General features: G+C 46.9%; 18 protein-coding genes. 5 read left to right on the forward strand and 13 right to left on the reverse strand.

The window, feature by feature from the left end; translation table 11 throughout:
* Positions 1–8 precede the first annotated feature (8 nt).
* The 11 genes from NST33_RS28970 to NST33_RS29020 all read right to left on the reverse strand — a co-directional run bounded on the left by NST33_RS28970 (position 9) and on the right by NST33_RS29020 (position 9,360).
* Entirely contained in the window at positions 9–230 is a 222-nt protein-coding gene (locus tag NST33_RS28970) for a hypothetical protein (RefSeq protein WP_221825544.1), read from the reverse strand.
* Complete coding sequence (locus NST33_RS28975) at positions 223–1,422, reverse strand: Ger(x)C family spore germination protein (protein ID WP_221825546.1); 1,200 nt, start codon at positions 1,420–1,422, stop codon at positions 223–225. Before NST33_RS28975 ends, NST33_RS28970 begins: the two co-directional genes overlap by 8 nt.
* 4 nt (positions 1,423–1,426) lie before the next feature.
* The gene (locus tag NST33_RS28980) at positions 1,427–3,019 is read right to left on the reverse strand and encodes a spore germination protein (RefSeq protein WP_221825548.1); all 1,593 of its coding nucleotides are present in this window, start codon (positions 3,017–3,019) and stop codon (positions 1,427–1,429) included.
* Between the two features lie 175 nt (positions 3,020–3,194).
* Positions 3,195–3,530, reverse strand: a complete 336-nt coding sequence (locus NST33_RS28985) for a hypothetical protein (protein WP_076209715.1) — start codon at positions 3,528–3,530, stop codon at positions 3,195–3,197.
* A 44-nt stretch (positions 3,531–3,574) separates the two neighbouring features.
* Complete coding sequence (locus NST33_RS28990) at positions 3,575–4,276, reverse strand: pirin family protein (RefSeq protein WP_221825550.1); 702 nt, start codon at positions 4,274–4,276, stop codon at positions 3,575–3,577.
* A 239-nt stretch (positions 4,277–4,515) separates the two neighbouring features.
* The gene (locus NST33_RS28995) at positions 4,516–4,929 is read right to left on the reverse strand and encodes a DoxX family protein (RefSeq protein WP_221825551.1); all 414 of its coding nucleotides are present in this window, start codon (positions 4,927–4,929) and stop codon (positions 4,516–4,518) included.
* A 49-nt stretch (positions 4,930–4,978) separates the two neighbouring features.
* Positions 4,979–5,839 (reverse strand): M56 family metallopeptidase, encoded by an 861-nt coding sequence (locus NST33_RS29000; protein WP_221825552.1) that lies wholly within the window; start codon positions 5,837–5,839, stop codon positions 4,979–4,981.
* A gap of 1 nt (position 5,840) precedes the next feature.
* Positions 5,841–6,257, reverse strand: a complete 417-nt coding sequence (locus NST33_RS29005) for a BlaI/MecI/CopY family transcriptional regulator (protein ID WP_221825553.1) — start codon at positions 6,255–6,257, stop codon at positions 5,841–5,843.
* A gap of 209 nt (positions 6,258–6,466) precedes the next feature.
* On the reverse strand, positions 6,467–7,930 hold the full coding sequence (locus NST33_RS29010; RefSeq protein ID WP_313771530.1) for a catalase: 1,464 nt from the start codon (positions 7,928–7,930) through the stop codon (positions 6,467–6,469).
* Positions 7,931–8,182: 252 nt separating this feature from the next.
* Positions 8,183–8,989 (reverse strand): winged-helix domain-containing protein, encoded by an 807-nt coding sequence (locus tag NST33_RS29015; RefSeq protein ID WP_150365790.1) that lies wholly within the window; start codon positions 8,987–8,989, stop codon positions 8,183–8,185.
* The gene (locus NST33_RS29020; RefSeq protein WP_036612807.1) at positions 8,965–9,360 is read right to left on the reverse strand and encodes a transcriptional repressor; all 396 of its coding nucleotides are present in this window, start codon (positions 9,358–9,360) and stop codon (positions 8,965–8,967) included. Before NST33_RS29020 ends, NST33_RS29015 begins: the two co-directional genes overlap by 25 nt.
* Positions 9,361–9,632: 272 nt before the next feature.
* Between NST33_RS29020 and NST33_RS29025 the strand changes: the two genes are divergently transcribed.
* Positions 9,633–10,745, forward strand: a complete 1,113-nt coding sequence (locus NST33_RS29025; protein WP_221825558.1) for a diguanylate cyclase — start codon at positions 9,633–9,635, stop codon at positions 10,743–10,745.
* 141 nt (positions 10,746–10,886) lie between these two features.
* Here NST33_RS29025 and NST33_RS29030 read toward each other — a convergent pair whose 3' ends face one another.
* Complete coding sequence (locus NST33_RS29030) at positions 10,887–11,825, reverse strand: aldo/keto reductase family protein (RefSeq protein ID WP_221825561.1); 939 nt, start codon at positions 11,823–11,825, stop codon at positions 10,887–10,889.
* 155 nt (positions 11,826–11,980) lie between these two features.
* Positions 11,981–13,618, reverse strand: coding sequence for a histidine kinase dimerization/phospho-acceptor domain-containing protein (locus tag NST33_RS29035; protein ID WP_221825564.1), 1,638 nt, complete (start codon positions 13,616–13,618; stop codon positions 11,981–11,983).
* A 481-nt stretch (positions 13,619–14,099) separates the two neighbouring features.
* Here NST33_RS29035 and NST33_RS29040 point away from each other — a divergent pair, with 481 nt between their 5' ends.
* The 4 genes from NST33_RS29040 to NST33_RS29055 all read left to right on the forward strand — a co-directional run bounded on the left by NST33_RS29040 (position 14,100) and on the right by NST33_RS29055 (position 17,624).
* The gene (locus NST33_RS29040; protein ID WP_339306011.1) at positions 14,100–16,061 is read left to right on the forward strand and encodes an anaerobic ribonucleoside triphosphate reductase; all 1,962 of its coding nucleotides are present in this window, start codon (positions 14,100–14,102) and stop codon (positions 16,059–16,061) included.
* Complete coding sequence (nrdG, locus tag NST33_RS29045) at positions 16,058–16,567, forward strand: anaerobic ribonucleoside-triphosphate reductase activating protein (protein WP_339306013.1); 510 nt, start codon at positions 16,058–16,060, stop codon at positions 16,565–16,567. The genes NST33_RS29040 and nrdG overlap by 4 nt, the downstream gene beginning before the upstream one ends.
* Positions 16,568–16,783: 216 nt before the next feature.
* On the forward strand, positions 16,784–17,437 hold the full coding sequence (locus NST33_RS29050) for a methyl-accepting chemotaxis protein (RefSeq protein ID WP_339306015.1): 654 nt from the start codon (positions 16,784–16,786) through the stop codon (positions 17,435–17,437).
* Complete coding sequence (locus tag NST33_RS29055) at positions 17,406–17,624, forward strand: hypothetical protein (RefSeq protein ID WP_339306017.1); 219 nt, start codon at positions 17,406–17,408, stop codon at positions 17,622–17,624. Before NST33_RS29050 ends, NST33_RS29055 begins: the two co-directional genes overlap by 32 nt.
* Positions 17,625–17,650 lie beyond the last annotated feature (26 nt).

The raw sequence follows: 17,650 nt of genomic DNA on the forward strand, positions 1-17,650 counted from the left end.
TCTGCAATCTATGGTAAAGGTAAAAATCGCTGAATAACGTGGCTTATCCATACTGTGACATAAAGCGTTTTACTCAAGTGAGTGACATAGAACCAAATGACCGTTCCCAATGCAATCAGACCATAGGATATCCAGCGATTAATGGCTGCTGCCTGCTTCATATGTCTGAAATCCATCAAAATGACCACAATTGCCATGCCCAGATAGGTAAACAAAAGCGGTTTAATCATGTACGACCTCCTCCTCCACGACACCGATCGGTTTGTTGATCACTCCTACATTTTCAATAATGACATGGGGAATAACGGTTACCTCAACTTCAGGATAAATGACTTCCCATCGATCCTTCATCTTGTCCCATTCCGCCGGCAGGTGCTGATGGATAGATCGACCGATTCCAAGAATATCGGCACGATACTTCTGCTGGACCAATCGGATGCCTTCCTCAATATCTGACTTTATTTTCTTGTGGATGGCGTCATTTATCTTTAATATCTCATCCTCCCGCCGGTCACCGTAATTCGATTCGTTATCGACGATAACTCCCTTGGCGTATAATTGAATGTTTACCTTAACCTTGTCATTCTTGATACTGGGATGCAGCGAAGAATTGTTCTCGTTCAGTTTAATGAATATATCTCCTTCTCCCCCTGGAGCCTCGACCATAACCTCTGGTGCATTGGCCTCACCCATGGCCAGAATTAGTGCATCTGCTGGTGCTTTATCGATCATGCCTACCAGCTTGTCTTTCTTGAAAATGGCCAATCCATCCATCTTGATGTTCGTTTTGGGGTCCTTCCAGTTTTTGGGCACAGTGTCAACGACCGAAGCTATGGGCAGAAAAGGATCTACGCCTTCGCTAAGAATGGAATCTATAAACGTCTTGAGCGAGCGGGGATTTCGCATATTTAAAAAACACAATTCCCGTACCATCTCAGATGGAAATTTTTCTATGGGTGCATCAGTATCCATGACCTTATATGCTTCTCCTCTTGTCACAACCGGCAACGCTGAGAAACGATTGAGCGGATAACGTGTCATCAAATCCAGCATAGGGGCAACGCCCTCCCTCGCCAAATCCTCACCGATTAGCAGAGTACGCCGATGAGCGTAATATATTCTGCGTGAGAGCGCCTTTTGCCCTTCAAGAGATGTTCCGTGAAAGGTTTTGGCTGTATTGGACAATATGAACCAGGATTTATCACCACTTGTGCCCCCTCCTCCTCCTTCACTACCCGAAGAACCAGATTGTCCTGGAAGAGCAATCTGCAGACTGGATCTGTAGTTTTGTTCCTCCTTATCCACAGCGATACCAATTACAAAGGCAACATCATTTATTTCCTCTCGATCCCAGCAACCTGAAATGAGAGAGGTACATAACAACAGGGCTATAACTGCCCGGTATTTATACATAAATTGCATGGGTTTACCACCCTTCCTCTGCTTCGGGGGAACCATTGATCTTCTCATTCATCCGTTTATGGTTATCATGGACGGTAGATGGACGATTGATCATTTTCCACCACGGCACACGAATGAGAATATCCTTGGTATCCGTTTTGCTGTATGGGCTAAGACCCGACAGATAAGGCACACCAAATGAGGTCATCTGGGTCAGATGCACCGATATCAGGACCAGACCGATCACGATGCCATACAGTCCGAACATGCCCGCCAGTAACATGATTGGAAAACGCAATAGACGAACGGTAATCGCAAAATTAAACCGCGGAATCGTAAAGGAAGCGATACCTGTCATGGATACGATAATAACCATTGGTGCAGATACAATCCCTGCCTGAACGGCTGCCTGCCCAATTACAAGCGCACCCAAGATACTGACGGCCTGCCCTACCGTTTTCGGTAACCTGACTCCTGCTTCACGAAGTGCCTCGAAGGAAAGCTCCATGATAAGAGCCTCTACCAGTGCCGGAAAAGGGATGGCTTCCCGCGCCCCGGCAATACTCAGTATCAAAGTGGTTGGCAGCATGTCCTGATGAAATGTCGTAATAGCAATGTAAAGCGCTGGCAGAAATAGAGCGATGGCTACGAACAAAAATCGAATCCAACGCACCAGATTACTGATGAAGAATCGTTCGTAATAATCCTCGCTGGCTTGCAGCATCTGCCACATTGTGACTGGAGCAATCAACGCAAAGGGAGTACCATCTACCATAATGGCAAACCGCCCTTCCAACAGATTGCCTGCTACCGTATCCGGACGCTCCGAGTAGTGCATTTGTGGAAAAGGAGAATACGGATGATCCTCAATTAACTCCTCGATATACCCACTCTCCAGGATGCCGTCGATTTTTATTTTTTCCAGACGTTTCTTGACATCCTGAATCGTTTTAGGATCAGCTATATCCTCCAGATAGGTTAGAACGATATCGGTCTTGGTATCTGTGCCAAGGGTCATACTCACGATCTTGAGAGAGGGTGTTTTCAGCTTGAACCGCAATAAGGCCGTATTTACACGGAGCGTCTCGGTAAATCCCTCCCGCGGTCCCCGAATCACGGATTCTGTCTGCGGTTCCTCCACACCACGTCTGACGCCGCCTTTGACATTGAACATCCAGGCTTCGCTACTTCCATCGACCACCAGAAGTGCGGAGGATGCCAGCACCCCTTCTGTCGCAGCAGCCCAGGTATCCACTCGCTTCACCTGTGTCAGCTCAACACGTGTATCATCCAAAGGAACATCAGGTTCATCTGTACGCTGCTGCACCAGCCCTCGAATAATCGGACGCAGCATGTGTTCCTGGATATCAGCCGAATTAACAATGCCTTCGATATAGACGAGAAGTCCTTTCACTTCAGGCGTAATCATGACGTTGCGAAAAACCACATCCGAGCAATCGGAGAATATCTCCTTCACCGCTTGAATCTGAGTTTCATGTACTGCACTAATCGGCTGCCGCAGAAAAGGCGGGGACGGCAGTCCCAAAGGGATATGTTTTTTTTCTGAAGTTCTTCCCGATTGCCGGGACTTGTCTTTCCCAGATGTTTTGTCCGCCATATGCCGCCCCTCCGTTCTTGTTTTTATACAAGGTAGCTTGTGCCAGACAGCAGGGAATTATGTGGTCTTTTTTGCAAAATTACGATTAAATCCTCTGAGTTTTCAGACAGCAAAAAAGGCCTCTGTATTTAACAGAGACCTCTGGGATGTTCCAAGTTCTATCGTTACTTACACGTTAATCCGCAAAATAATCTTCAGGCACATAACGAATCTCCGACTTCGCATAGATGCTTAGCGTGTGACTCTCCCTATCGTACACAACCCGTTCACCATCTACGTAGTACCAGTGTTTCAAAAGGGGCTGATCCTTGCGTTGGACGAAGCGAAATACGTTCAGTTCCTGTCTAAGCTCCATAATCTGTTCCACCATCTGCTCGTCCAGACCCGTAACGGTAAATATGAAGCCTGTACCCTCCTGTTGGAACCGATAGGACAGGGAATCTGTTTTGCTATTAGCTAATCCTCGCCCGGTCACCGCATGTTTAACCATAAACCATTCCTGTTGCGCCATACGTGTATATCCTCCTTCATCTTGGAGTTCATTTCATCAGTCATCTACGGCAAATCAATAATCATATAGAACGTATCTTCGTTTCCTTGCAGTTCGATTGAATCCCGCTGTTCCACACGAGCCGTGTCGCCTTCGTTCAACAGGTACTCTCCATCCAATCCCAGCTTGCCTTCGATGGAGAAAATGTACATTCGGCGGCCTGCATCCTGATTAAAGGTTAACGTTTCGTCTTTGGCTAATCGGCCAAGGTAGATCGTCATATCCTGATGAATGGTCGCAACTCTTGGTCCCCCATCTGGGGATACAATCGGCACGAGTGCTCCTGCCAATGCCGCTGGATCAAATGATGTCGTCTCATAGGAGGGCTCCAACCCTTTGGTCTGTGGCATGAACCAGAGTTGAAGCAAACGTACTTCTTCGGTATCGGATGCATTATGTTCGGTATGAATCATGCCACTGCCTGCTGACATCCGCTGGATACCGCCAAAGCCTGTAACGGCTACATTCCCAAGGTTATCTTCATGTCGCAACTTGCCGTTCAGTACGATCGATACAATCTCCATATCACTATGCGGGTGAACTCCAAAACCGCGACCAGGCGCGATCACATCGTCGTTCGCTACCCGCATCGGTCCAAACGCCGTATTCTCCGGGTCTTGGTATTCTCCGAAAGAAAAGCTGTGACTACCACGGAGCCAGTCTCGATCGAAGCTGGAGCGGGCATCGGATGGAATGACGTTAATCATAAAATGCATCCTCCTTATTTTTTCTTAGTAGCATACTTATTCTCATTGTACCAAACCAAAGGCATGTCGTCCAAACAAGGTGAAACGGCTGTCGCCGTCCGCTCACGGTTCAGCGTGTTTCATTCCGAAGAAATATAGATAAAGACTCGCAAATCAATTCCCGAACCGGCCTGGCCAATAAAGAACCTCGTTACAGGACTAATCCTGCACTTCATTATTTGTAGCAATCGTTAGTCCATTCAAGCACTCACATTCTGGCGACCGTTCCCCTGTCTGGAGAACAGATAATCCACGGCCAGGAAGCGGCTTCCTGTGAAGAGCAGTGTCACGGAACCCGCCAGCAGCAGGTAATCTAACTCGGTACCACTCAGGAACGGCTCACCCACTTTGGCTGTAAACAGAACGCCAACCATCACGATGGCAAACAGGGCAGCAAACACACGTGTTCCCAGACCCAGAATCATCGCTGCACCACCTACCAACTCAATGATGGCTACAACGGATGCAAGAAATCCGGGAATACCAATACTTTCGAAAAAACCTACCGTACCGCTGATTCCACCTTCGAATTTACTCCAGCCGTGCAATACAAAAATCAAACCGATCATAATCCTTGAGAAAAGTAATCCAATCTCTACACTTTTATTATTCATGTTCATCTTCCTTTCTCATTATATTCGACTTCACTTTAGCCAAATTAATCTATCCGATCGACCAAACAAACAAGATAGACAGCAATAGAAAAACAGTAGCCGACATCAGAACAGCATAACGTGGCAACCTCAACGTCACGTCCTGTTCCGGATCCAGCAGACGTGAAATTCGGACATTCACCGACGTATCCGCAAATGAGGATTGAACGGTCAGTTCTGTGGCCCCCCAAGGTTCAGGACAAGCGCGGAGCAGCTTGAGTAAAGCACTGCCAATGCCTGCCACATTGCCTGTACGCTCAATGGCCTCATTGTCTGCCAGAATTTCTCTAACGATATTGTAATGTTTCGAAGTATGCTTCAATACGGGAATATACGGCATCATGATTGCAAATACCGATAACAGTGTCGTCTTCAGTGGGTCACGGTGCCACAGATGATGGACTTCGTGGTACACAACTGCTGTCTCCTCTTCTGCATCCAACATCGTCAGAAGCCCCGTGGAGAGTACGATGCAAGGTCTCCATAGACCAATTGTAAATGCAACCGGAGAATGCTTGTCCACTACAATGAATCCTGGCTGTCCAAGATGGTGATACTTGGACTCCAGTTCGCGAGACAATGCACGCACCTCCATGGAGCGGAGCTTACGTACGGCTGCTCTGGTTTTCATCATACGCACCATTAGCAACCAACCTGTTCCCGCAAATGTCAGCAATACCAGTGCCAGCAGGAAATGTCCCACGGATAACCAACCCAGTCGACTCATCCAATGATTACAGAGCCAGAGCAGGTTAAACGGGATATCCCAGCCAAAAATTTTGTACATCGCGTACATGAACATCTGCATGAACACGAGTAACGGAATGCCAAACCCGACGGTAAACAAAAGTTTCGAGCGGGTCTTCCACATCTTAATCGGTATCCTTTTTCCATTGTTTGATCTTCTGTTCCAAGCGTTCAATCAGACCCGCATCTGCTTCATCCAGCGCATCCAGCATATGATTCAATGCCAAAGCTCCGAATTCATCCACCAACTCATGTGACAGTTCCTTGGATTGGTCGTTCATAAACTCCTCCTTACTCTGTACCGGTTGGTACAAAGATGTTCTGCCCTTTTGTGACTTTCCGAGAAGTCCCTTGTCTACGAGCCGGTTCATCACGGTCATGACTGTATTAAAATTGACGTCTTTGTCTTGTTCAAGTGCGGTCTGCACTTCACGGATGCTGCTGCCAGGACGAGCCCATAAAATGTCCATGATCTTGGCCTCCAGCGGACCGAAAAATCGGTTGAGCCCACGCTCACCCACTTTGAAATTGTGTATTCTCATTTTCTGACACCCCTCACACTACCCATTGTAGTGCCAACAAATGAGAAGTCAACCTCTATGTCAGCTATTTTATGTAAATGATTTGTAAATTTGTTTTCCATTGCAGTAAAAAAGGTTAAAGACCGGGAAATTCCGCACGTTCACGGTTTTCCCGGTCTTCAACGAATATCAGTCAGTATGATGTTGTGAGTACAAGTTCAAACTGCAATTTATTTTCCATCCTGTGACGGCATATGTGCAGAAATATCCACGCCGAGTCCATGAGCCAAACGTCCGCCAAGCTGTCCATCCGCCCGGAAGAAGTGGCACAGGGCACGCATTTGAATATCAACAGATACGCCCTTGAGGTCATTGATCAGATTATCCAGCAAATGCTGCTGCTCTACAGGAGTGAATGAACGGAAAAGCTCCCCTGCCTGCGTATAATCATCCGTCTTCTCGATTTTCTCTCTTGTAACGTGTCCTTGCAACGGAACCTGACTGTCCCGGTATGCCGGATCTTCCTGCGGGCTGTTCCCGGAACTGTTGGGTTCATAGTTCACCGGGGATGGGTCCTGATTCACATTCATGAGTCCATCACGCTGATGATTACGAACGGGTGCGTACGGGCAATTCACCGGAATTTGTAAATAGTTCGTTCCAAGCCGGTGCCGCTGTGTATCTGGGTAGGAGAATAGGCGTCCTTGCAGCAATTTGTCTTCGGAAGGCTCAATTCCAGGTACAACCGCACTAGGAGAAAACGCAGCCTGCTCCACTTCAGCAAAGAAGTTTTGCGGATTACGATTCAGGGTCATGGTTCCTACCGTATGGAACGGGAGTACATCCTCAGGCCAGGTCTTCGTAGGGTCGAGTGGATCAAAAGCAAAATCATCCATCTGTTCAGGCTTCAACAGTTGCACTTGAAGCTTCCACTGCGGGTATTGCCCGTTCTTGATATGTTCACGCAGATCACGGGTAGCATGGTTAAAGTCTTGGCCCTGTACTTCGGCAGCTTCCTGACGAGAGAAGCCTCGGACCCCTTGGGCAGACTCCCACTTATACTTCACATAGTGGACCTGTCCCTGTGCATTGATCCATTTGAAAGCATGTACGCCGAATCCATCCATCTCCCGATAACTTGCCGGTGTACCCAGGTCAGAGAATAACCAGGTCATCATATGGGTTGATTCCGGCGAGAGGGTCATAAAGTCCCAATAGCGAGCTGGGTCCTGAATGTTGGTATCCGGAGCTGGCTTCAGGGAGTGAACCATGTCAGGGAACTTTATGGCATCACGAATGAAGAAAACGGGCAGATGGTTGCCTACGATATCATAGTTGCCTTCACGTGTGTAGAATTTGACGGCGAATCCACGCGGATCTCTTGCGGTCTCTGGTGATCCCGTACCATGAATAACGGTCGAAAACCGCACCAGCACATCGGTCTCCGTACCCGGATCTTGCAGGAAGTCCGCTGTTGTATAAGCCTTCATACTTTGCTCCAGCGTGAATACACCATGAGCTCCGGCACCTCTCGCATGTACGACTCTTTCGGGAATACGTTCACGGTCAAAGTGGGCTATTTTCTCAATGAGATGGTAGTCTTCAAGCAGTGTTGGCCCTCTTCTGCCTGCTGTGCGGGAATTCTGGTTGTCACCTACAGGTGCTCCCTGATTCGTAGTCATACGTTCTGTCATCATGTCGTCCTCCTCTAATGGGTCTCACGGCTGTTATATATCTACTATTAAAATCATATTCGGCTTCGGTTTAAATATACATTTAGACTTGATCTAACTGTTAAATTGATTCTAACATGTCCCTCTCTGCTCTTGCATGAGGTTCACATGAGATTAAGATGAGGTTCTCCAACACTTCATGAATGAACTATGAACTTGCTTTTAAGGAAGTGATCCGGATTTACTATATCCATTAGGCAAAAAAAAAGCGGACTAATCCGCCAGGCGGTAGCCCACTCCTCTTACAGTGACAATATATTGCGGCGAAGATGCGTTATCGCCCAATTTTTTACGCAAGCTTTTGATATGAACATCGACCACATTGCTTCCACCCGTAAAGTCCGTCTCCCAGATATCGCTGAGCATCTCCTCACGGGAAATGACTGCACCTTTGGCATCAATCAGCTTGAGTAACAGATCATATTCGGTCTTGGTTAGATGAATCCGGTTATTATCGCGCTGTACACTCATCCGTTCACGGTCGAGCCACAGATCCTTAAATCCGATACGGTGCCCTTCCTCAGGCAAAAAACCACGGTTGGGTAGAGCAGGACTGTTACCAATCATACGCTGCACCCGGTAAAGTGCTTCCTGCGGGCGTGCAGGCCACACCAGCAATTCCTCCTGAAGCATCGGTCCACTCGCACTGCCGATCATCTTCTCACCAACCAGATACAGACAAGGGGTTGTATGCTCAGCCTCACGATTCAATCGGCTGCTAATGCCGGCAAATGCATCGATCGTTCCGGCAACAGACAGGTCATAGATCAACAGATCAAAGACAAGACGCTCATGCAGATCTGGTTCCCAGCGATGAAAGACCAGTACATCAAAGCAGCTATCCGTTAAGGCTTTTACCAGTTCATGAACCTGCCCCGGCATCGGGCTGATCAGAATAACACGCCGTGTAACAGGACAATTGTCCACAAGAGGTGCCGAGTCGGACAAGGCTGGTTTAACCCTAAGGGGTAAACGGCGGCCAGGCAGTTTTATTTTTACTTGATCCGTTTGTTTCTGCATTCCCCGCAGACACCTCCAAAGACCACATGAGCATGATCGATTGCATATCCGGTTTCTTCAGCTACCTGTTTCATCCATTGTGGAGGAACCTCTGTCATTACCTCATCCACTTTGCCGCACACTTCACACATGATGTGCTGATGATCATCCATACGGGCATCGTATCGGCTTGCTGTCTCTCCGAGTTTAAGTTCCCGTATCAATTCTTTGTCCGTCAGATAACGAAGAGAATTATACACCGTACCATAGGCCAGATTATATCCTTGTTCTACGAGTCGATTCATGACATCTGCAGCTGTCGGGTGATCCTCTGAATGGCGCACCACATCATATACCGCTTGCCGTTGTATCGTCAGATTTAAAGTTCTCACAACCATTTCTCCTTTATTATTGATCCATTTTATATGAAATCAGACACTGATCTTCTACTTATGATGGTCTTCCCAAAAAGAAGGAATACATTTTGATTTAGATTAAGTATAAATCTTATTGCATATTGAAGTCAATATCACCCTAACATCCTGTATATGCAAATAAAACATCTTTCCCAGCAATCCCCTCATAAATTTGGGATAATATGGTTCGCTACAGCACCACTTTTCAGATAAAATATAGGGATGTGCGTAAAAAGGGGGAATGTCGGTTGTTTAGCACTTTTTTCATTAATATCTGTGTCATGATTACGTTTATGTATGTGTCCGGGATCATCGCGAAGTTCTATAGTATCCGATTGCCTTTTCCCTCGTTACGTGTTCAGTTGATCGGCGGCTTATTATTCGGTATATATGGCACAGTACTCATGAACTACTCCTTCCCTTTGAACGAGACTACAATTGTAGATCTACGGCATCTGGCCATCGTTACCGCAGCGGTATATCTGGGAGGACTGGCTTCGATCGTTACGGGACTCATGATCTCGGTCCTTCGGATTCTGATGTTTGGCATATCTTCCTCTGCCATAGATGCAGGATTTGTCATGACTCTGATTGGACTGTCCGGTGTATACTTCGCCTATGCTTCCTGGTCCAGACTGACCAAAATCATTACGATGAATCTGCTCGGCATTACGTTAATCTTTATCATCCTTATGTTGAACACGGACAGCATGAATTCATTAATGAAGATCTATCCGTTACAAATGACCATTTCCTTTGCCGGTGGATTATTTATCTATTTCATCGCAGAACTCATCAATAAATCCAATGAAATGTTATTTCTATTGGAAAAAAGAGCATCTACCGATCATCTTACCAACCTGAGCAATCGACGACAGTTCGAAAAATCACTTCAACTGGAACTCCAGCGTGCGCGGGATTACCAACAGAAGCTTTCCTTGCTTGCCATTGATATTGACCGATTCAAAAAGGTGAACGACACCTATGGTCATTCCGCCGGCGATGCGGTCCTGAAGCAACTTGGACAACTGCTCGTTGAGCATGCACGTTCTGCTGATATCGTATCACGAAACGGTGGGGAAGAATTCGCCATTCTCTTGCTCGACTGTGGACACCGTCAGGCCGTGGCTACCGCCGAATCTATACGACAGGCTGTAGAGAAATACCATTTTGCTCTACCCGACGGGCACACCACACGTCTAACCATCTCCATTGGTGTAGCCGTGTATCCCGATCATTGTGATGATCATGACGATGACGATTTCTTCGAACAGGCCGATCGTGCGTTATATGAAGCGAAGAATACAGGGCGTAACCGTGTGTGTGCCTTAACTTTTCGTTCCTTGCCTCTTACACATTAAAGTAATATCTAACCGGTAAATAAACTAACCTTTCACCGTTCTCCCAAAAAAGGGATGTCTCGTTCGCCTATTCAGGCGCACAGGACATCCCTCTTTTTATGGATCATCACATATCATCTCAGCTTGTGTGCTGACAGGAGATCAAGCAAGGATGCTCTCAATCTCCTCGATAATGGCAGCATCCAGCTTCACACCAGATGCAGCTGCGTTCTCTTTTACCTGCTCGGGACGACTCGCCCCTACAAGTGCACTGGATACATTGTTCTGGCGCAGAATCCAGGCAAGGGCCAGTTGGCCAACCTTCAGATCCAGCTTGTCCGCCACTTCAATCAGCTGACGAACTTTCCCGATACGATCCGCATTGATCTTTCCTTCGTCCCATCCTAGCTTGGCAGCACGGCTATTCTCTGGGATATCGGAAACGGACGTATATTTCCCGGTCAATAGACCTTGAGCAAGCGGGGAGTATACAACTTGTCCAATGCCTTTGCGCTCGCCGAGCGGAATAATCTCATTTTCGATATAACGGTCAAACATGTTGTACACCGGCTGATTGACCACGATATGATCGAGGAGCAGACGATCTGCTGTACCTAACGCATCTTCCATCTGAGCTGCAGTCCACTGGCTGACGCCTACATATAACACTTTGCCTTGACGTACCAGATCATCAAGCGCGCGAAGTGTTTCTTCGATTGGTGTTTCAGTATGATAACGATGGCAGTAATAGATATCCACATATTCAACGCCCAGGCGCTTCAAGCTGGCTTCACATTGCTCCTTGATATGTTTGCGAGACAACCCCTGGTCATTCGGACCATCACCCATTTTGCCAAATACTTTGGTTGCAAGTACATAAGAATCACGGGAGTACGCTTTGAGCGTCTGTCCAAGCAGTTCTTCTGCTGCACCCCGTTCATATACATTGGCAGTATCAAAAAAGTTAATGCCTTCATCAAATGCAGTTTCAATTGATTTCACCGCATTTTCACGTTCCACATACCCTCCGTACGTCAGCCAGCTTCCCAGGCTGATCTCGCTTACTTTCAGTCCGCTTCCACCTAATCTGCGATAATCCAATGTACATCCTCCTCTGTGATTATAAAGATGAAGTTCACTTTCTATTGTAACGTAACCAGCTCGGAATAAAAGGGCTTTGCCTCAGAAAATGGAAAATGAAAAGAAACGCACCCATAACAGGTGCGCCGAATAAAGATTTGTCTTCTGATCATGATTTAAGGCAAAGTAATACTCAATGCATTCAACAGATCAGCCTGTCTGACTGGCTTCGTCAGGACAGCATCAAAGGCTTCTGCTTCATGCAATTCAATGTGTATACCATAAGGAACAAGAACAATGACGGGCAGATCCTCCAGTCGCTGTTTCAGTTCTTGTACAAAATCAACCGCGCCGCCTTCCAGTAATCCCATATCCACAACGGCTACATCAGGCATGAATCCTTCGTTGATCCAATCATGCGCTAATGTCAGATTCGAGGTCATGTGTACATCCATCTCCCACCTACGCATCAGGGAAGAGACGCCTTGCAAAATGTCAGGGTCCTTGGCAAGTAACACCTTTTTCCCTTTTAACCGTTGCTGAACACTTGCGAGTTGAGGTAACTCCCAGTATCTGCGTAACGGAAGGGATATGTTGAATTCCGTCTCATTTTCCTTCACACTGCTCACCTGAATACGGCCATGCATGAGAATGGCAAGATTCTGGCTTACAGCCAGACCCAGATTACTTCCAATCAGTTTTTGGATATTCAACTTCTCTTCTTGGCTGTTAAAGGTTTGCATCTTCTTATCCGATAACGTCTGACCTGTGTAATTCACCTTGAGCAGAAGTGTACCCGTCTCTTCGGTGTCTTCTCCGTTCACCACTGCCGTGATCAGGACGGAGCCCTCACGCGTTGAATCGAGAGCGTATTGAATGACATGTGCAAGCAGCTGTCCGATCTTGATCTCATCACCAACGAATACTTGCGACACATTCAGCTCCAGATTCAATCCCAGCTCAATGTTCTTGCCAGCCGCAATTCCCGCATAAAGATAGACCGTATTCTCAATTGTACCTACCAGATCGAAAGGATCATCATGTATAACCGTTTTACCTGCCTCATTGATGTTGAAATTCATCATATTGTTCAACAAAGTAAGCAGAATATTGCCGCTCGTCTCAATCATATTCACATATTCTGACTGCTCCTCAGGCATATCCGGTGTACGCATCAGATCAGTCAGTCCCAAAATGCCGTTCAACGGATTGCGAATCTCATGACTCATCAGCTTGAGCATCTGTGATTTGGTCATGGCCTCCGATTCAGCTCGTTCTTTCTCTGCCTGGAGTTGCTGTTGCATTTGTTCCGAATCACTCAATTTACGCTCCTGAAGATGCAATGTGCTCTCCAGGTCCACAACATAGCCAAGGAATACGGCCATCGCCTTCAGCGTCTTCATGTCGGTTTCACTGATTACATAATCAGGATTATCCATCAGACAGATGGTCCCGAATGTTTCGCCAGATCTTCGCATGATGGGCACGCCCACGAAGAAACGATTGCCGAGCCCACTCGTGACATCCATGAATCTTGTCATCGGATGTTCACATGTATTCTGGATTGTAAGGTTCTCATGTTTATCTTTTAATACCAAGCTGCAGTAAGAATCTTCAAATGGAAGTTCGCTACCTTTTACAATCAATTCTTCCTTGCGATTGAACGCCTCAAGAATGACATTCGTCAAACCGTCATTCGTAGCAACAAAGATGGTATTAACCTTCAATATACCACTTAGTACGTCTACAATATGGGCCGCAGCTTCCTTTATATCTTCATAGAAGCCTCTCGTAATGCCTTCTGCCGTCCCCATGATCCACCCCTTTTATCTTAGCTGCACTATCTAATCTGTAGATCATAATTGTGTAATCACGTACAAGGGTTCATCAAAAAATCCGAATAGCTGTCACAATCTATACTTATATGATTAACACCGTAGCTGTATAAGAGAATCATACTTCCTGTTTTTTGCCCATTTGCGGTCAAAACAGTTCTTAAACGGATGGATTAACAAACGAAAAATTATGGCAAAACGCCTTTTCAGATTGATTAAAGTCCATCTTGTCCAACTTCGGATATTATCCTTGCAGGATAACTAGAAATTATACGCTTCTACTCAAACTTTGGGAACCTTTATCCACAGCAATTAAAGGAAAGTCCACTTTGTCCTGTGAACTATGTGACCATTATCACACCCAAAAAACCACATATAGTTTATAAATGGATAAGACGAATCTACATATAGTGTTATACGGAAATTGAATGATATTCAATCATTTTAGGAGGAACCTTACATGAACATGCTTGAGTATGCCACTCCACCGGCATCCGATCTATTATCCGACCTGGGAAGACGAATTATTGGCGCAGAAGACGCCGATACGCTGAGGGAAAATGCCAATCTGAACGGAGACTCCTTCAGCGGCAAGATGAGCAGGCTCGGTTCGGAGACAGCCAAGTGGCATGCTCTGCGTCATGTGTTGCCGGAAGAGCTTGCCCAAGCTGTGGAGAATGGGGATCTGTATGTACACGATCTGGACCAGTATGCACTTGGAACGACCAACTGCATCTTTATCCCGTTTGACCGTCTTCTTGCTGCGGGTTTCAATACAGGCAACGGATCGGTTCGCACACCTCAGACAATCATGTCTGCAATGGCTCTGGTTGCGATCATCTTCCAATCCCAGCAGAACAGTCAATATGGCGGTGTGTCAGCCAATAAAATCGACTGGGATCTGGCTCCCTATGTACAGCGATCGTTCCGCAAACATTACCGCAAAGGACAACGACTCTTTGGTGAGCATGCCCTGCTCGAGGATGAACAGCTTCATCTGGACAGCATCGAAGCGAAGAATCAGTGCCCGCAGGCGTATGCCTTCGCCTATGAAGAGACTGAACTGGAGACAGGACAAGCTGCTGAATCGCTGATTCATAACCTGAATACGATGAGCAGTCGTGCAGGTGGCCAGATTCCATTCACTTCACTGAACTATGGATTATGTACATCAGCAGAAGGTCGGTTGGTATCACGCTCGTTGCTGGAAGCAACCATCCGTGGCCTGGGCAACGGGGAGACTCCCGTGTTCCCTCAACATATTTTCCAGTGCAAACAGGGGATCAATCAGGCTCAAGGAGAGCCGAACTATGATTTGTTCCGTCTCGCAGTCACCTGTTCATCCCGGCGGATGTATCCCAACTTTGTCAATGTGGATGCCTCTTTCAATCTGCCTTTCTATCATCCGGAAGATCCGGATACGATCATCGCCACCATGGGATGCCGCACACGTACACTGGCTGACCGATTTGGTCGCAATCGTCAAAGTGGTAAAGGTAATCTGTCCTTCAACACCATTAACCTCGTCAAGCTCGGCATCCGGTTTGGCATCTGCCAAGGCAGCAGAGCCGTTGCAGATCGGGCAGGGTTCTATACTGCTTTGGAGTCGGTTATGCATAATGCCGCTTCCGGCCTGCTGCACCGCTACCAAATTCAGACAGCACAACCTGCTAAGGCATCCGACTTCATGATGCGGGAGGGAGTATGGGAAGGTGGAGAACAGCTTGGCCCGAACGAGCCGGTTGCCGATCTTTTGAAGCATGGAACATTATCTCTTGGTTTTATCGGTCTTGCGGAATGTATGACAGCTCTCTATGGGCGCCATCATGGGCAGGACACTCATGTACATCGTGAAGCACTGAACATTATTCGGACCATGCGAGAATTCTGTGATCGGATGAGCGAGCAGCATAACCTGAATATCACCCTGTTTGCCACACCTGCTGAAGGGTTGTCCGGCAAATTCACGAAAATCGACAGAGAGCGTTATGGCATTATTCCCGGAGTGAATGATCGGGAGTATTATACGAATTCATTCCATATCCCGGTCTACCACACGCTTCCAGCATATCGGAAGATTGAACTGGAGGCCCCATTCCACACTTTATGTAACGCGGGTGCAATCTCCTATGTGGAGCTTGACGGAAACGTTCGGGCCAACACCGCAGCTTTCCTGCGAATTGTACAGTATGCACTGGCGCAGGATATCGGTTATTTCTCCATTAATCATCCAATTGATCGCTGCCCTGCATGTGGTTATGAAGGCGTCATTGGGGATGTATGCCCAAACTGTGAAGCCCACGAGAACCATGTACACTTCCAGCGGTTACGCCGCGTAACGGGCTATCTGACCGGAGATTACAAAGTACGCTTTAATGCTGCGAAGCAGGCCGAAGTGCGGGATCGGGTGAAGCACCGGTGAATCTATATGGTTACATCCCGGAATCGGTAAATGAAGGGACAGGTCTGCGTGCTGTGTTGTTCATCAGCGGATGTCGTCACGCCTGTCCGGGCTGCTTTAGCCCAGATTCATGGAGCTTTCGAGCGGGTGAGCCCTTTACAGAGGAGCGGCAGCAGCAGATTCTGCATGAAGTGACGACCCATCCATTGCTGGATGGCGTTACGTTGTGTGGTGGTGATCCCTTTTTCTCGGCAGCAGAATGTACGTCTTGGGTCCAGCAGCTCCGCGCTGCACGTCCTGATTTGACGGTATGGGCTTACACGGGATTCGAATATGAAGAACTGATTACCGACCCTGCAAGAGCGGAGCTTGCCCGGTTGTGCGATGTGATTATTGACGGTCGATACGTTGAAGCGGAGCGTGATGTCTCCCTTCCCTTCCGCGGCAGCCGGAACCAGCGTTTGATTGATGTCCGTGCAACACTAGCCAATCGAACCATCGTTACAATGCAGCTCAGTATGCGGTAAACATTGGTTTTATTCTCCTCAACAACTAACAAGGCACGGGTCCCCAGGGGACTCGTGTCTTGTTGGCGTATCACAGTCTGCTTTAAGAAATAGGTTTTATCCATTCTCTCTATTTCCTTCTCTATTGCATGACGATATATTATATAGGTAGTTATTAAGTTAGCATTTAAAATTTAACCGTTTACATAAGGTAACCAGGGAGGAATCATCTTTTATATGGATATTGTTCAAGCATTAATTACATGTATGCCTTTCTTTCGAGATACGATTCGTCAGGATGTAACCCTCTCCGTGATTGATCGTGAAAAATTCCTATATTTCTCAGCAGGGGAATCGTTAAAGCAACTGAATTATCAACCTGGCGACCCTCTATTGGATGGAAATCGAAATTTTGCTGATCTCAACGGCGGTACAGTCAAACGATTCGATCACTACCCTAAAGATTTATTCGGTGTTCCTTTTGACGTGGCTTTCATTCCCATTAAAAACGAACAAGGTGAAGTCATCGCCCTGTTTAACCTGCTCTACAGTATGGATGATCAGGACCAGCTGCAACAGCTCATGGATGCTACCGAAAATCTGACTAACCAGTTAATTGACAGTGTTCAGCATGTGGCAGCACACTCCGAGGAACTCAGTGCCACAACCGAAGAGATCCGGAACAATTCCAAACAAGCCGTACAGAAATCAGGCAATGTAACTCAAGTCGCCAGTTTCATTCGTGAAATCTCCGAACAAACCAATCTGCTCGGCTTGAATGCTGCCATTGAAGCTGCTCGTGTAGGGGAAGCTGGTGCAGGTTTTTGGCGTTGTTGCCAAAGAAATTCGCAAACTGTCTGTGGATACCAAAGAAGCGACGGCACGTATTGAAGATTCTCTTCTCTCAGTTCGGCAATCCATTCAAGGCATGGAGAATGAACTTGGTGAGATCACGGCAAGCTCCCAAGAGCAGGCTGAACTCGTAAACAATTTCATGAGCACAATTGAGCAACTGAATGAAACCAACAAACAATTGAAGCAATTTGTGCAAAAAATGATTACGTTTGACGGTAAATAAAGATACGTTTAATAGCAAACAACAAA

The organism is Paenibacillus sp. FSL L8-0435 (assembly GCF_037965655.1).
In the GTDB taxonomy this organism is placed as follows: Bacteria; Bacillota; Bacilli; order Paenibacillales; family Paenibacillaceae; genus Paenibacillus.

What these genes read in the sequence shown, in the direction of transcription:
- NST33_RS28970 (WP_221825544.1), bottom strand. Translation starts at nt 230, where the DNA reads ATGATTAAACCGCTTTTGTTTACCTATCTGGGCATGGCAATTGTGGTC.
- NST33_RS28975 (WP_221825546.1), bottom strand. Translation starts at nt 1,422, where the DNA reads ATGCAATTTATGTATAAATACCGGGCAGTTATAGCCCTGTTGTTATGT.
- NST33_RS28980 (WP_221825548.1), bottom strand. Translation starts at nt 3,019, where the DNA reads ATGGCGGACAAAACATCTGGGAAAGACAAGTCCCGGCAATCGGGAAGA.
- NST33_RS28985 (WP_076209715.1), bottom strand. Translation starts at nt 3,530, where the DNA reads ATGGCGCAACAGGAATGGTTTATGGTTAAACATGCGGTGACCGGGCGA.
- NST33_RS28990 (WP_221825550.1), bottom strand. Translation starts at nt 4,276, where the DNA reads ATGATTAACGTCATTCCATCCGATGCCCGCTCCAGCTTCGATCGAGAC.
- NST33_RS28995 (WP_221825551.1), bottom strand. Translation starts at nt 4,929, where the DNA reads ATGAATAATAAAAGTGTAGAGATTGGATTACTTTTCTCAAGGATTATG.
- NST33_RS29000 (WP_221825552.1), bottom strand. Translation starts at nt 5,839, where the DNA reads ATGTGGAAGACCCGCTCGAAACTTTTGTTTACCGTCGGGTTTGGCATT.
- NST33_RS29005 (WP_221825553.1), bottom strand. Translation starts at nt 6,257, where the DNA reads ATGAGAATACACAATTTCAAAGTGGGTGAGCGTGGGCTCAACCGATTT.
- NST33_RS29010 (WP_313771530.1), bottom strand. Translation starts at nt 7,930, where the DNA reads ATGACAGAACGTATGACTACGAATCAGGGAGCACCTGTAGGTGACAAC.
- NST33_RS29015 (WP_150365790.1), bottom strand. Translation starts at nt 8,989, where the DNA reads ATGCAGAAACAAACGGATCAAGTAAAAATAAAACTGCCTGGCCGCCGT.
- NST33_RS29035 (WP_221825564.1), bottom strand. Translation starts at nt 13,618, where the DNA reads ATGGGGACGGCAGAAGGCATTACGAGAGGCTTCTATGAAGATATAAAG.
- NST33_RS29040 (WP_339306011.1), top strand. Translation starts at nt 14,100, where the DNA reads ATGAACATGCTTGAGTATGCCACTCCACCGGCATCCGATCTATTATCC.
- NST33_RS29050 (WP_339306015.1), top strand. Translation starts at nt 16,784, where the DNA reads ATGGATATTGTTCAAGCATTAATTACATGTATGCCTTTCTTTCGAGAT.